This is a genomic window from Streptomyces sp. NPDC059009, assembly GCF_042740175.1.
GTDB lineage: Bacteria > Actinomycetota > Actinomycetes > Streptomycetales > Streptomycetaceae > Streptomyces.
On sequence record NZ_JBHYJB010000003.1, the window covers coordinates 278,845 to 292,056 of the forward strand.

General features: G+C 71.2%; 14 protein-coding genes. 11 read left to right on the plus strand and 3 right to left on the minus strand.

Annotated features, from left to right (window positions below; genetic code table 11):
• The first annotated feature begins 84 nt into the window (after positions 1–84).
• From rpsM to truA, 5 genes are all read left to right on the plus strand, one after another.
• Positions 85–465 (plus strand): 30S ribosomal protein S13, encoded by a 381-nt coding sequence (rpsM, locus tag ACFWYM_RS04865; RefSeq protein WP_055698234.1) that lies wholly within the window; start codon positions 85–87, stop codon positions 463–465.
• 65 nt (positions 466–530) lie between these two features.
• The gene (gene rpsK / locus ACFWYM_RS04870; RefSeq protein ID WP_003948617.1) at positions 531–935 is read left to right on the plus strand and encodes a 30S ribosomal protein S11; all 405 of its coding nucleotides are present in this window, start codon (positions 531–533) and stop codon (positions 933–935) included.
• Positions 936–1,071: 136 nt separating this feature from the next.
• A complete protein-coding gene (locus ACFWYM_RS04875) occupies positions 1,072–2,094 on the plus strand; it encodes a DNA-directed RNA polymerase subunit alpha (RefSeq protein ID WP_016645160.1) in 1,023 nt (340 codons plus the stop codon).
• Between the two features lie 138 nt (positions 2,095–2,232).
• Complete coding sequence (rplQ, locus tag ACFWYM_RS04880) at positions 2,233–2,736, plus strand: 50S ribosomal protein L17 (protein ID WP_384829964.1); 504 nt, start codon at positions 2,233–2,235, stop codon at positions 2,734–2,736.
• A gap of 83 nt (positions 2,737–2,819) precedes the next feature.
• Positions 2,820–3,683, plus strand: coding sequence for a tRNA pseudouridine(38-40) synthase TruA (gene truA / locus ACFWYM_RS04885; RefSeq protein WP_384829967.1), 864 nt, complete (start codon positions 2,820–2,822; stop codon positions 3,681–3,683).
• A 22-nt stretch (positions 3,684–3,705) separates the two neighbouring features.
• On the opposite strand, the gene ACFWYM_RS04890 is transcribed toward truA, so the two are convergent.
• On the minus strand, positions 3,706–4,554 hold the full coding sequence (locus tag ACFWYM_RS04890) for a hypothetical protein (protein WP_384829970.1): 849 nt from the start codon (positions 4,552–4,554) through the stop codon (positions 3,706–3,708).
• Between the two features lie 74 nt (positions 4,555–4,628).
• Between ACFWYM_RS04890 and ACFWYM_RS04895 the strand changes: the two genes are divergently transcribed.
• The 4 genes from ACFWYM_RS04895 to glmM all read left to right on the plus strand — a co-directional run bounded on the left by ACFWYM_RS04895 (position 4,629) and on the right by glmM (position 8,662).
• Positions 4,629–5,873 carry a glycosyltransferase family 87 protein gene (locus ACFWYM_RS04895; RefSeq protein ID WP_384829973.1) on the plus strand — a complete coding sequence of 415 codons (1,245 nt, stop codon included), beginning with the start codon at positions 4,629–4,631 and terminating at the stop codon, positions 5,871–5,873.
• A 220-nt stretch (positions 5,874–6,093) separates the two neighbouring features.
• Positions 6,094–6,537 (plus strand): 50S ribosomal protein L13, encoded by a 444-nt coding sequence (gene rplM, locus ACFWYM_RS04900; protein WP_384829976.1) that lies wholly within the window; start codon positions 6,094–6,096, stop codon positions 6,535–6,537.
• Positions 6,538–6,579: 42 nt separating this feature from the next.
• Positions 6,580–7,104, plus strand: coding sequence for a 30S ribosomal protein S9 (gene rpsI, locus ACFWYM_RS04905; protein ID WP_384829979.1), 525 nt, complete (start codon positions 6,580–6,582; stop codon positions 7,102–7,104).
• Positions 7,105–7,303: 199 nt separating this feature from the next.
• Positions 7,304–8,662, plus strand: a complete 1,359-nt coding sequence (gene glmM / locus ACFWYM_RS04910) for a phosphoglucosamine mutase (protein ID WP_384829982.1) — start codon at positions 7,304–7,306, stop codon at positions 8,660–8,662.
• Between the two features lie 38 nt (positions 8,663–8,700).
• Here glmM and ACFWYM_RS04915 read toward each other — a convergent pair whose 3' ends face one another.
• Positions 8,701–9,648 (minus strand): DUF389 domain-containing protein, encoded by a 948-nt coding sequence (locus ACFWYM_RS04915; protein WP_384829985.1) that lies wholly within the window; start codon positions 9,646–9,648, stop codon positions 8,701–8,703.
• A 22-nt stretch (positions 9,649–9,670) separates the two neighbouring features.
• Entirely contained in the window at positions 9,671–10,669 is a 999-nt protein-coding gene (gene coaA, locus ACFWYM_RS04920; RefSeq protein WP_384829989.1) for a type I pantothenate kinase, read from the minus strand.
• 147 nt (positions 10,670–10,816) lie between these two features.
• Between coaA and ACFWYM_RS04925 the strand changes: the two genes are divergently transcribed.
• Both ACFWYM_RS04925 and ACFWYM_RS04930 read left to right on the plus strand, forming a co-directional pair.
• Entirely contained in the window at positions 10,817–11,185 is a 369-nt protein-coding gene (locus tag ACFWYM_RS04925) for a holo-ACP synthase (RefSeq protein ID WP_384829992.1), read from the plus strand.
• Positions 11,186–11,294: 109 nt separating this feature from the next.
• Positions 11,295–12,779 (plus strand): NAD(P)H-hydrate dehydratase, encoded by a 1,485-nt coding sequence (locus ACFWYM_RS04930; RefSeq protein WP_384829995.1) that lies wholly within the window; start codon positions 11,295–11,297, stop codon positions 12,777–12,779.
• Positions 12,780–13,212 lie beyond the last annotated feature (433 nt).

Sequence of the window (13,212 nt, forward strand, 5' to 3'; positions counted from 1 at the left end):
GGAGGCCGGGGACCCAGGCTGTACCTCATACGGCACCTGGGAGTGGTTCTGCTACACACCTCCGAAGATTCACAGGAGCCATGAATGGCACGCGTTGAAGGTGTTGACCTCCCGCGCGACAAGCGCATCGAGGTCGCCCTCACCTACGTGTTCGGCATCGGCCGGACGCTGTCTCAGCAGACGCTGGACGCCACCGAGGTGGACCGCAACACCCGTGTTCGCGACCTGACCGAGGAAGACCTCGTCAAGATCCGCGAGTACGTGGACGCGAACATCAAGACCGAGGGTGACCTCCGTCGCGAGATCCAGGCCGACATCCGCCGCAAGGTCGAGATCGGCTGCTACCAGGGTCTGCGTCACCGTCGCGGCCTGCCGGTCCGCGGTCAGCGCACCAGCACCAACGCTCGCACCCGCAAGGGCCCGCGTCGCGCCATCGCCGGTAAGAAGAAGCCGGGCAAGAAGTAGTCCTCGCTCAGCGGTCTATCGACAGCTGGCGCTGCAGGACCGACCACCTCCCGTAGGAGTTATAGATGCCCCCCAAGGGTCGTCAGGGCGCTGCCAAGAAGGTGCGCCGCAAGGAAAAGAAGAACGTCGCTCACGGCCACGCGCACATCAAGAGCACGTTCAACAACACGATCGTGTCCATCACGGACCCGACCGGCAACGTGATCTCGTGGGCCTCCGCCGGCCACGTCGGCTTCAAGGGTTCGCGCAAGTCGACCCCGTTCGCCGCGCAGATGGCTGCCGAGTCGGCCGCCCGTCGCGCGCAGGAGCACGGCATGCGCAAGGTCGACGTGTTCGTGAAGGGCCCCGGCTCCGGCCGTGAGACCGCGATCCGTTCGCTGCAGGCGACCGGCCTCGAGGTCGGCTCGATCCAGGACGTGACGCCCACGCCGCACAACGGCTGCCGTCCGCCCAAGCGTCGCCGCGTCTGACGCTCTGCGTCCGACGTTCGTACGTCGCTTGACTTGAGGATTCGGGCGGTACGGCTCTTCGGGGCCGTATCGCCCGTACCCTTGTCTTAACTCAGGGCATCAAATAGTGGGTGCCCCTGACTGAAGGAATCACTTCATGCTGATCGCTCAGCGTCCCTCGTTGACCGAAGAGGTCGTCGACGAGTTCCGCTCCCGGTTCGTCATCGAGCCGCTGGAGCCGGGCTTCGGCTACACCCTCGGCAACTCCCTCCGCCGGACCCTCCTCTCCTCGATCCCGGGTGCGGCGGTCACGTCCATCCGCATCGACGGCGTGCTGCACGAGTTCACCACCGTGCCGGGCGTCAAGGAGGACGTCACCGACCTGATCCTCAACATCAAGCAGCTGGTCGTCTCCTCGGAGCACGACGAGCCGGTCGTGATGTACCTGCGCAAGCAGGGCCCGGGTCTGGTCACCGCCGCCGACATCGCGCCCCCGGCCGGTGTCGAGGTGCACAACCCCGACCTCGTCCTCGCCACGCTCAACGGCAAGGGCAAGCTGGAGATGGAGCTGACCGTCGAGCGCGGTCGCGGCTACGTCTCCGCCGTGCAGAACAAGCAGGTGGGCCAGGAGATCGGTCGTATTCCGGTCGACTCCATCTACTCGCCGGTGCTGAAGGTCACGTACAAGGTCGAGGCCACGCGTGTCGAGCAGCGCACCGACTTCGACAAGCTCATCGTCGACGTCGAGACCAAGCAGGCCATGCGCCCGCGTGACGCCATGGCGTCCGCCGGTAAGACCCTGGTCGAGCTGTTCGGTCTCGCCCGCGAGCTGAACATCGACGCCGAGGGCATCGACATGGGTCCGTCCCCGACGGACGCCGCCCTGGCCGCCGATCTGGCGCTGCCGATCGAGGAGCTCGAGCTCACCGTTCGGTCGTACAACTGCCTCAAGCGCGAGGGCATCCACTCCGTGGGTGAGCTCGTCGCCCGCTCCGAGGCCGACCTGCTCGACATCCGCAACTTCGGTGCGAAGTCGATCGACGAGGTCAAGATGAAGCTCAACGGGATGGGTCTTGCGCTGAAGGACTCGCCTCCCGGCTTCGACCCGACCGCCGCTGCCGACGCCTTCGGCGCCGACGACGACGCGGACGCCGGGTTCGTCGAGACCGAGCAGTACTAAGAGCTCGGGACTGACGGTTTGAGTTCGGCTGCGCGTGCGTCTTTGGTTGCTCGCGCAGTTCCCCGCGCCCCTTACGGGGCGCGGGTCCACTGACCCCGGTACCTGATACGGCCGGGGCAGATCACAAGGAGAAACACCATGCCGAAGCCCACCAAGGGTGCCCGTCTGGGCGGCAGCGCCTCGCACGAGCGGCTGATGCTGGCGAACCTCGCCAAGGACCTGTTCGAGCACGGTCGCATCACCACCACCGAGGCGAAGGCCCGGCGTCTGCGTCCCTACGCGGAGCGTCTGGTCACCAAGGCGAAGAAGGGCGACCTTCACAACCGCCGCCAGGTGCTGCAGGTCATCACCGACAAGAGCGTCGTGCACACGCTCTTCACGGAGATCGGCCCGCGCTACGAGAACCGCCCGGGTGGCTACACCCGCATCACCAAGATCGGTAACCGCCGTGGCGACAACGCGCCCATGGCCGTCATCGAGCTGGTGGAGGCCCTGACCGTGGCCCAGCAGGCCACCGGTGAGGCCGAGGCGGCCACGAAGCGTGCCGTCAAGGAAGACGCCCTCAAGAAGGACGAGGCCGTCGAGGCCAAGGCCGACGAGGTCGTCGAGGACGCGAAGCCCGAGGGCGACGAGTCCAAGTAAGGCTGCGCCTTGCCGTGAGCGGGTCTGCCCCTTGTGGGGCGGGCCCGCTCTCGCGTGTGCGGGGGGCTGAGAGGATGACCGGTGTGAGCGATGAAGTAGAGCCCGGGTTCGTACGGGTGCGCCTTGACCTTTCGTACGACGGGAAGGACTTTTCCGGCTGGGCCAAGCAGCGGGAAGGGCAGCGGACCGTTCAGGGAGAGATCGAGGACGCGCTGCGGACCGTGACGCGGTCGCAGGAGACGTACGAGCTCACCGTGGCCGGGCGGACCGACAGCGGGGTGCACGCGCGGGGGCAGGTGGCCCATGTGGACCTGCCGGAGAGCGTGTGGGGCGAGCACCGGGAGAAGCTGCTGCGGCGGCTGGCCGGGCGGCTGCCGCACGACGTCCGGGTGTGGCAGGTGGCGGAGGCTCCCGCCGGGTTCAATGCGCGGTTCTCCGCGGTGTGGCGGCGGTACGCGTATCGCGTGACCGACCATCCCGGTGGCGTCGATCCGCTGCTGCGGGGTCATGTCCTGTGGCACGACTGGGAGTTGGACGTCGATGCCATGAACGCCGCGGCCGAGGGGCTCGTCGGGGAGCACGACTTCGCGGCCTACTGCAAGAAGCGTGAGGGCGCCACGACCATTCGTACGCTGCAGCAGTTGAGGTGGGAGCGGGGCGGGGACGGGATCCTCACCGCCACCGTGCGGGCCGATGCCTTCTGCCACAACATGGTGCGCTCCCTCGTCGGTGCCCTGCTGTTCGTGGGGGACGGGCACCGGCCCCCCGAGTGGCCCGCGAAGGTGCTCGAGGCGCGGGTGCGGGACTCCGCCGTGCACGTGGTGCGGCCGCACGGGCTCACGCTGGAGGAAGTCGGTTACCCCGCCGACGAGTTGCTGGCCGCGCGGAGCCAGGAGGCCCGGAACAAGCGGACGTTGCCCGGGGAGTCCGGGGCCTCCTGCTGCTGACCGGCGGCTGCCGGAGCGGCTGCTACTGGGGCATGCCCGCCGCGGCCGAAGCCTGGGCCTCGCCGCGGCGGTTGATCTGCTGGAAGGTGAAGCGGGCCACGTCGTCGCTGAGTTGGTAGACCTTGGTGTCCTTCTTCGTGACGTCCTTGCCGCCGGCGAAGCCCGAGGTCGTGAAGTAGGCGTAGCGGCCGTAGGAGTTGGCGGTCGAGCGGCACAGGCCCTGGCGGCAGAAGGTGGGCGCGCCGTGGCCGACCAGCGAGGTCACGTTGCCCTTCTCCCACTGGTCCTTGGCCTTGCTCGCCTGGGCCGCCGTGTCGAAGAGGGCGACGCCGACCGTGACCCCGATGCCGTCCTTGCTGTAGGTCGCGCGGATCAGACGGGTGCACTTGTTCTTGGTGAGCAGGGCGCCGAGGGGGCCCTGGGTGCGGGACGCGCACTTCGACGTGGAGTCGGTGCCGCCCTTCTTGTAGACGCGGTCGCCGGAGGTCAGCGTCTTGCCCGGGTAGAGCGTCGTCGGGCTGAGCGGCGCCTTGTCCTTCTCGGCGCTGGAGATGAAGTCCATCGGGTCGGGCGGCGGCGGGGGAGTGGTCGCCTCGAAGGACGGGTCGGGGGCGTTGCTGTCCTTCGGGATGTCCGCGGTGGTGGGCAGCTCGGAGGCCGGCTTGTTGGAGGCCGAGCTGTTGTCACTGTTCGCGGAGACGACCGCGACCGCGACGGCAGCGGCGACCGCGACCGTGGCGAGCGCGCCACCGCCGATCATCAGCCACTTGCGGCGGCGGTTGCGGTTCTCGGACGCCTCGGCCAGCGCCGCCCAGTCCGGAGTCTGCGAACCCCCGGGGCCCCACTGGGGTCCCCCTTGCCCAAAGCTCATGGGGCGCATCTTAGACGGGCCGCCCGGGATGTTGAGCCCGGGTTGAGGAGCTCCATCCGCCTAGCCTGACCAGAATGAACAGGGGCAATTCGGCACTTTCTGCTTGGGTGTTGCGGCCGGTGACCTGGCACGTCTGGGGTGCCCTCGCGGCCGTCCTCGTCGCCGGGGTCGTCCGGGTGGGGCTGCGCTTCTCGGGCGGCGGGATGGACAACGCCATCGTCGTGCGGGCCGCCGGGACCTGGCTCGACGGTGGATCGCCTTATGGGGACCGGCACTTCCTCTATCTCCCGGGGGCCGTGCTCGCCGCGGTGCCGCAGGCGCTGCTGCCGCCCGGTGTGCTGCGGTTCCTCGTGCCGGCGGTGGTCACCGGGGCGCTCGTCGTGGGGTGGGGGTGTGCGCTGCGGATCTACGGGGTGCCCTGGCGCAGCCGGTTCGCGGTGGGCGGGCTGCTCGGGCTCGCCCTGGGCTTCGCGCCGTTCGGGCACCTCGTCGAGCTCGGGAACTGGACCGTGGTGTCCGCGGCCGCGCTGCCGGCGGCGCTGCTGTGCGTGTGCCGGGGGCGGTGGGGTCCGGCGGGGCTGGTGATCGGGGCCGCCGTCGCGCTGAAGCCGCTGCTCGCCCCGGTCCTGCTGCTCTTCGTCTTCGCGCGGCGGTGGCGGGCGCTGTCCGTCGCGCTCCTCGTGCCCCTGGGCGTCTCGGCGGGGGCGGCGCTGCTCATGCCGGATCCAGCGGGCTTCTTCACGCGGACGCTGCCCTTCCTGCTGCGCGGGCACGACAGCTTCGTACGTCTCTATGAGGCGTCTCCCGCGGCTGTGCTGCCACGGTTCGGGGTGGGGCAGGGCGCGGCGACGCTGCTGGCCGCGGGGGCGGCGGTGGCGGGGGTGTGGTGCGCCTGGCGGCGGTGGGAGCGGGACGGTGCGCGGGGGTGGGAGCCGGACGGCGCCGGGGCGTGGGGGAGCGCTGCGGCCGCGCGGGTGGTCGAGACCGCCGTGCTGCTGATGCTCGCGGCCTTCCTCGTCTCCCGGCCGTCGTACGACCACTACCTCCTGGTCGTCGTGCCGCTGCTGCTCGCGGGGGCGCTGTCGGGGCCGGGGGCGGTGGCGCGCGACCCCTGGTTCTGGCTGGCGCTGCTTCCGCAGGTGCCGGGGTTCGGGTGGCCGTGGCTGGAGGCGGGGACGAGGCGGGCGTTCAAGGACGCCGTGACGTTGTGTGTGCTGGTGGTCACGGTCGCCCGGACCTGTGTGCGGAAGCGGCGCGTTACGCTGCAGGTGGCAGAGCCGCCCGAGGTGGCGGTGCCCGTCTCCAGATCCGCGTTTTGACCCGTACGGGGCAGCGCGGGTATTCTCGGGGTTTGTTATGCGTATTGGCTTCGTCGTTCTCACGCGAGGGCCCTTACGTAGGTTCCCTGGAGCAGTTACCAGTGGCTGGCATACGGGCAGCGTCCCCGGCACTGTGAGCCCTTAGCTGCATGATCTACGCGATCGCTTCTGGGGTGCCGTGTGTCTGGACCCCATCCACTGAAGAAGCGAAGGCTACGAAGTGCGTACGTACAGCCCCAAGCCCGGCGACATCACTCGCCAGTGGCACGTCATCGATGCCCAGGACATCGTCCTCGGCCGTCTGGCGACCACCGCCGCCACCCTCCTGCGGGGCAAGCACAAGCCGATCTATGCGCCGCACGTTGACGCTGGTGACTTCGTCATCATCATCAACGCCGAGAAGGTGCACCTCTCCGGCAACAAGAAGACCCAGAAGATGGCGTACCGCCACTCCGGCTACCCGGGTGGTCTGCGGTCCGTCCGCTACGACGAGCTGCTCGAGAAGAGCCCCGAGAAGGCCATCGAGAAGGCCGTCAAGGGCATGCTCCCCAAGAACACCCTGGGCCGTCAGATGCTCTCGAAGCTGAAGGTCTACTCGGGCGACCAGCACCCGCACGCTGCCCAGCAGCCGGTGCCGTTCGAGATCACCCAGGTCGCGCAGTAGTTCCGGCCACCCCCTAAGACGAAAAGAAATCTGAGGAGCATCGTGGCCGAGACCACTGCCGAGCAGCCGCTCGACGAGAACACCGAGAACGTCGACATCGAGTCCTACACCTCCGAGTCCGAGGCCCCCGTCGAGGGCGAGTACACCTCGGAGTCGAACGCCGCGCGCTTCGGCGACCCCCAGCCGGCCGCCGGCCTGGGCCGTCGCAAGAACGCCATCGCCCGCGTCCGGATCGTCCCGGGCTCCGGCAAGTGGAAGGTCAACGGGCGCACGCTCGAGGACTACTTCCCGAACAAGGTCCACCAGCAGGAAGTCAACGAGCCCTTCAAGGTGCTCGAGCTGGACGGCCGCTACGACGTCATCGCCCGCATCTCGGGTGGCGGCGTCTCCGGTCAGGCCGGTGCGCTCCGTCTCGGTGTCGCCCGCGCTCTGAACGAGGCCGACGTCGACAACAACCGCGGCGCCCTGAAGAAGGCCGGTTACCTGAAGCGTGACGACCGTGCGGTCGAGCGCAAGAAGGCCGGTCTCAAGAAGGCCCGCAAGGCTCCGCAGTACAGCAAGCGCTAATCGCTGCCTGCTTGTACATCTCGTTCGCCCCGGCGGCACTCACTGTGCCGTCGGGGCGTTCGTTTATGGGGCTGCCGGGCGTATAACGGCATATGGCGCCCCGAAGTTGCCAGTAGCGCTCAGTAGCTCTCATGAGCTCCCAGGAGCTAGCAAGCTCGGACTTAATTCCGAAGGTTTTCGAAAGTTCGGAGGACCACCAGTGGGACGACTCTTCGGCACGGACGGCGTGCGCGGTGTCGCCAACGCGGATCTGACGGCCGAGCTCGCGCTCGGACTCTCCGTCGCGGCGGCTCATGTGCTCGGCGAGGCGGGCACCTTCGCGGGCCACCGCCCGGTGGCGGTGGTGGGGCGTGACCCGCGCGCGTCCGGGGAGTTCCTGGAGGCCGCGGTGGTCGCGGGCCTGGCGAGCGCGGGCGTGGACGTCCTGCGCGTCGGTGTGCTGCCCACCCCCGCGGTGGCGCATCTCACCGGTGCGCTGGGCGCCGACCTCGGCGTGATGCTCTCCGCGAGCCACAACGCCATGCCCGACAACGGCATCAAGTTCTTCGCCCGCGGCGGCCAAAAGCTCGCCGACGAGCTGGAGGACCGCATCGAGTCCGTCTACGAGGAGCACCGCACCGGTGCCCCCTGGGAGCGGCCCACCGGTGCCGGGGTCGGCCGCGTGAAGACGTACGACGAGGGGCTCGACCAGTACGTCGCGCACCTCATCGGCGTGCTGCCCAACCGCCTCGACGGCCTCAAGGTCGTGCTCGACGAGGCGCACGGCGCGGCCGCCCGGGTCTCGCCCGAGGCGTTCACGCGCGCGGGCGCCGAGATCATCACGATCGGCGCCGAGCCGGACGGGCTCAACATCAACGACGGCTGCGGCTCGACCCATCTGGACCTCCTGAAGGCCGCCGTCGTCGAGCACGGCGCCGACCTCGGCATCGCGCACGACGGCGACGCCGACCGCTGCCTGGCCGTGGACCACACCGGTGCCGAGGTCGACGGCGACCAGATCCTCGCGGTCCTCGCCCTCGCCATGCGCGAGCGCGGCGCCCTGCGCCGGGACACCGTCGTCGCGACCGTCATGTCGAACCTCGGCTTCAAGCTGGCCATGGAGCGCGAGGGGCTCGCCCTCGTGCAGACGGCCGTGGGCGACCGGTACGTGCTCGAGTCGATGAAGGAGCACGGCTTCGCGCTCGGCGGCGAGCAGTCCGGGCACGTCATCGTCCTGGACCACGCCACCACCGGGGACGGCACCCTGACCGGGCTGCTGCTCGCGGCGCGGGTCGCGCAGACCGGGCGCAGCCTCAAGGACCTCGCCGCCGTCATGGAGCGGCTGCCCCAGGTCCTGATCAACGTGCCGGACGTCGACAAGTCCCGCGTGCGCACCTCGCCCGAGCTGACCGCCGCGGTCGGCGAGGCCGAGCGCGAGCTGGGCGCCACCGGCCGGGTGCTGCTGCGCCCCTCGGGCACCGAGCCGCTGGTGCGCGTCATGGTCGAGGCGGCCGACATCGACCAGGCGCGGTCGGTGGCGGGGCGCCTCGCGGACGTCGTGAAGTCCGCGCTCGGCTAGGGAAGTTCGGCCAGGGAAGTCCGGCCAGGACGGTCCGGCTAGGACAGTCCGGCCTTGGCGGTGCGCTCGCGCTGTCTGGCCCAGAGGAGCTTCTGGGTGAGCAGCGTGAGCGTACCGGCGAGGACGATGCCCAGCAGGTTCAGCAGGAGCTGCTCCGTCGAGCCCCACGCCTGCTTGTACGCGCTGTAGCTGAAGGCGACGGCGGCGTTCGCGGCGGCCGGGACCGTGGTCACCGAGATCGCCACGCCCACGAGGGCCCCCGACTTCGCCGACGTCAGCGAGAGCGTGCCCGCGGCGCCCGCGAGGACGGCCACGACGAAGGAGAACCAGTCGGGCCGGTAGATGAAGTTGGTGTTGGGGCGCTCCGCCTTCAGAGCGTCGGCGGAGAACAGGTCGACCGCGTCCATGAAGTAGCTGAAGCCCACGGTCACCGCCATCGCCACCGCGAAGCCCGCCACCAGGGCGATCAGCGAGCGCAGGGCAAGGCGCGGGGCGCGCTGCACGAGCGCCGTGCAGAAGCCCGCGAGCGGGCCGAACTCGGGGCCCACCGCCATCGCGCCGACGATCAGGATCGCGTTGTCGAGCACCACACCGCAGGCCGCGATCATCGTGGCGATGGTGATGAACGCGACGTAGGTGACGGAGAGCGTCGACTCCTCGTGCGTCGCGTCCGTGAGGTGCTCCCACAGGACCGCGTCCGCGCCCTCGCCCGGCGCCTCCTCCTCCGCCTTGTCGGCCCGCTTGGACAGCGACAGGTCGATGTTCTCGACGGCGATCGAGCCCGTCTTGTCGAGGTCCAACGCCCGCAGGCCGCCGATGAGTTCGTCGCCCGCCTCGCGCGCGACGTCGCACATGACGACGTCGCCCACGGGGTTGCGGGCGGCGCCCGGGACCACGGCGAGGTGGGTGGTGCCGGTCGTCTTCTCGATGAGGCGCACCACCTCGTCCGTCTTGTCGGCGGGCGTGATCAGGCGCAGATGCAGCATGCGCAAACCGTAGCCCGGCCGGTCAGAGCTTGCGCAGCCGCAGCCGCTGCACCTTGTGGTCGGGGCCCTTGCGGACGACGAGGGTGGCGCGGCCGCGGGTCGGCGCCACGTTCTCGACCAGGTTCGGCTTGTTGATGGTCCGCCAGGTGGTGCGCGCGTAGTCCAGGGCCTCCTCCTCCGAGACCTGGGTGTACTTGCGGAAGTACGAGGAGGGGTTCTGGAAGGCCGTCGCCCGCAGCTTGCGGAAGCGGTTCAGGTACCAGCGCTCGATGTCCTCGGTGCGCGCGTCCACGTACACGCTGAAGTCGAAGTAGTCCGCGAGGCCGACGCGGGTGCGGCCGTCCTTGCCGGGCATGGCGGGCTGCAGCACGTTCAGGCCCTCGACGATGAGGATGTCCGGGCGGCGCACGGTGAGCCGCTGGCCCGGCACGATGTCGTAGATCAGGTGCGAGTAGACGGGCGCCGTCACCTCGTCCTTGCCCGCCTTGATGTCGGCGACGAAGCGGGTCAGGGCGCGCCGGTCGTACGACTCCGGGAAGCCCTTGCGGGACATCAGCCCGCGGGCCTCCAACTCCCGTGTGGGCAGCAGGAACCCGTCCGTGGTGACCAGCTCGACGCGCGGGTGCTCGGGCCAGCGGGAGAGCAGGGCCTGCAGCAGGCGGGCGACGGTGGACTTGCCGACGGCCACGGACCCGGCGACTCCTATGACGAAGGGCGTGCCCGACTGGGAGCCCTTCTCACCGGTGTCGCCCAGGAAGGTGTTGAGGGCGCCGCGCAGGCCGTCGGTGGCGCCGACGTACAGGTTGAGCAGGCGGGAGAGCGGCAGATAGATGTCGCGCACTTCGTCGAGGTCGATGACGTCGCCGAGGCCGCGGAGCTTCTCCACCTCCTCGGCGGTGAGGGGGAGTGGTGTCTTGTCGCGCAGCGCGCTCCACTCGGTGCGGGTGAGGTCGACGTAGGGGGTCGCCTCCGGCTTGTGCCGGTGGGCGCCCCGTGGCGGCGAGGAGACCGAAGAGATCACATTCCATTGTTACGGGAGTTTGAAGCGCGGGGAGGGTGGGGTGCGTCACCCGGAGCAGGCGTCGGCCGTAGGCTGCGGCGTGCGGAGGGGCCGCCGGTCGGTGGCCCGGCGGCGAGAACTGGCCAAGTCGGTGACGGTGGAGAGCTCATGATCATTGGGGTGGGGATCGACGTCGCGGAGATCTCCCGGTTCGGCGCGGCCCTGGAGCGCACGCCGAGCATGGCCGAACGGCTCTTCGTGGAGAGCGAGTTGCTGCTCCCCGGCGGCGAGCGGCGCGGCATCGCCTCGCTCGCGGCCCGGTTCGCGGCGAAGGAGGCCCTGGCGAAGGCCCTCGGCGCGCCGGGCGGGCTGCACTGGACGGACGCCGAGGTGTACGTGGAGGAGAGCGGCCGGCCGCGGGTACGGGTGCGCGGCACGGTCGCGGCGCGGGCGGCGGAGCTCGGGGTGCGGGCCTGGCACATCTCGCTGAGCCATGACGCGGGGGTGGCCTCGGCGGTGGTGATCGCGGAGGGGTGATCCGGCTCGCTGAGCCATGACGCGGGGGTGGCCTCGGCGGTGGTGATCGCGGAGGGGCGACCCGGCCCCTGGAGGGCGGTGCGTCCGCGCGTTGGGGAGACTTGGTCCCATGCGGACTGCGTACGGCGTGGAGACGGTGCGGGCGGCCGAGCGGGAGCTCATGGAGCGGGTGCCCGAAGGGGCGCTCATGCAGCGGGCGGCGGCGGGGCTCGCCGTCGCCTGCGCCCAGGTGCTCGGCCGGGTGTACGGCTCGCGGGTGGTGCTGCTCGTGGGCAGCGGCGACAACGGCGGCGACGCCCTGTACGCGGGGGCGCGGCTCGCCCGGCGCGGGGCCGGGGTCGGCGCGGTCCTGCTCGCGCCGGAGCGGGCGCACGCGGGCGGGCTCGCGGCGCTGCGGGCGGCGGGCGGCCGGGTGGTCGGGGACGGGGCCCGGGAGGCGGCCAGGGACGAGGCGGCGGCGGTGGCGGTGGCCCGTGCGGACCTCGTGGTCGACGGGATCGTGGGCATCGGCGGCCGGGGCGGGCTGCGCCCACAGGCGGCTCAACTGGCTTCCCTCGTGCGGGAGTCAGGGGTGCCCGTCGTCGCCGTCGACCTGCCGAGCGGCGTCGACGCCGACACCGGCGAGGTGCGCGGCGAGGCGGTGCGCGCCGAGGTGACGGTGACCTTCGGGACGTACAAGCCGGGCCTGCTGGTCGACCCCGCGCGGGAGTACGCGGGGGCGGTGCGGCTCGTGGACATCGGGCTCGGCGAGGTGCTGCCGGAGGCGGGCGAGCTGGAGGCGCTGCAGTACGCCGACGTGGCGGCGCTGCTGCCGGAGCCGGGCGCGGAGAGCGACAAGTACCGCAGGGGTGTGGTCGGGATCGTGGCCGGATCCGCGCGCTACCCGGGGGCAGCCGTGCTCGCCGTCGCGGGGGCGCTGCGGGGTGGGGCCGGGGCCGTGCGGTACGTGGGGCCCGCGGGGGACGAGGTGCTCGCGAGGTTCCCGGAGGCGCTGGTCTCGCGGGGGCCGGCCGGGACGGCGGGGCGGGTGCAGGCGTGGGTCGCCGGGCCCGGGCTCGGGGACGAGGGGGAGCGGCTGCGGGACGTCGTCGACGCGGATGTGCCCGTGCTGATCGACGCGGACGGGCTGCGGCTCGTGGAGGCGGCCGCCGTGCGGGCCCGGTCCGCGCCGACGCTGCTGACCCCGCACGCGGGGGAGGCGGCCGCGCTGCTCGGCGTGGAGCGGGCCGAGGTGGAGCGGGGGCGGCTTGCCGCGGTGCGGGAGCTGGCGGGGCGGTACGGGGCGACTGTGTTGCTGAAGGGGTCTACGACCTTGGTGGCGGGGCCGGGGGGTGGGGCGGGCCCGGTCGGTGGCGCGGTGCGGGTGAACCCGACCGGGACGGCCTGGCTCGCCACCGCGGGGAGCGGGGATGTGCTGTCGGGGCTGGGCGGGTCGTTGCTCGCGGCGGGGCTGGGGGCGCGGGACGCGGGGTCGGTGGCGGCGTATCTGCACGGGCTTGCGGGGCGGCGGGTGTCGGTGGGGGCGCCCGTGGGGGCGTGGGATGTGGCGGAGGGGATTCCGGGGGCCTGGCGGGATGTGGTGCGGGGGGTGTGAGGGGGAGTGCCCGGCGTTCGCTGCGCCGCTGCTGCCGGTGGGGGGGGGGGCGGGGACGCGGCGGTATGTCCGTCCTCGAAAAGCCGGGGGCGCTGTGCGAGTACATGAGTACTGGCTTGGGTGGGGTGCTGTACTGCGGGCGGACATACCGCCGCGTCCCCGCCCCAGGCCGGATTGCGGCTGCGGGGCTGCGGGGCCGCGGGTCTGTGGGGTGGGGTGGGGATGGGGCTGCGGGCTGGTGGGAGGGGCGGATTGCGGCTGTGGGGTGGTGGGGCTGCGGGCTGGGGGGGGAGGGAGGAGCGCATTGTGGCTGCGGGGTGGGGGGCTGTGGGCTGGGGGTGGGAGTGTCGGATTGTGGCTGTGTGGCTGTGTGGCTGTGTGGCTGTGGGGCGGGGCCTGGGGCCAGCGGAGGGACCTCCCCGCGCGGCCTCGC

What these genes read in the sequence shown, in the direction of transcription:
- ACFWYM_RS04925 (WP_384829992.1), top strand. Translation starts at nt 10,817, where the DNA reads ATGATCATTGGGGTGGGGATCGACGTCGCGGAGATCTCCCGGTTCGGC.
- ACFWYM_RS04915 (WP_384829985.1), bottom strand. Translation starts at nt 9,648, where the DNA reads ATGCTGCATCTGCGCCTGATCACGCCCGCCGACAAGACGGACGAGGTG.
- ACFWYM_RS04875 (WP_016645160.1), top strand. Translation starts at nt 1,072, where the DNA reads ATGCTGATCGCTCAGCGTCCCTCGTTGACCGAAGAGGTCGTCGACGAG.
- ACFWYM_RS04930 (WP_384829995.1), top strand. Translation starts at nt 11,295, where the DNA reads ATGCGGACTGCGTACGGCGTGGAGACGGTGCGGGCGGCCGAGCGGGAG.
- rpsK (WP_003948617.1), top strand. Translation starts at nt 531, where the DNA reads ATGCCCCCCAAGGGTCGTCAGGGCGCTGCCAAGAAGGTGCGCCGCAAG.
- ACFWYM_RS04890 (WP_384829970.1), bottom strand. Translation starts at nt 4,554, where the DNA reads ATGAGCTTTGGGCAAGGGGGACCCCAGTGGGGCCCCGGGGGTTCGCAG.
- rplQ (WP_384829964.1), top strand. Translation starts at nt 2,233, where the DNA reads ATGCCGAAGCCCACCAAGGGTGCCCGTCTGGGCGGCAGCGCCTCGCAC.
- ACFWYM_RS04895 (WP_384829973.1), top strand. Translation starts at nt 4,629, where the DNA reads ATGAACAGGGGCAATTCGGCACTTTCTGCTTGGGTGTTGCGGCCGGTG.
- rpsM (WP_055698234.1), top strand. Translation starts at nt 85, where the DNA reads ATGGCACGCGTTGAAGGTGTTGACCTCCCGCGCGACAAGCGCATCGAG.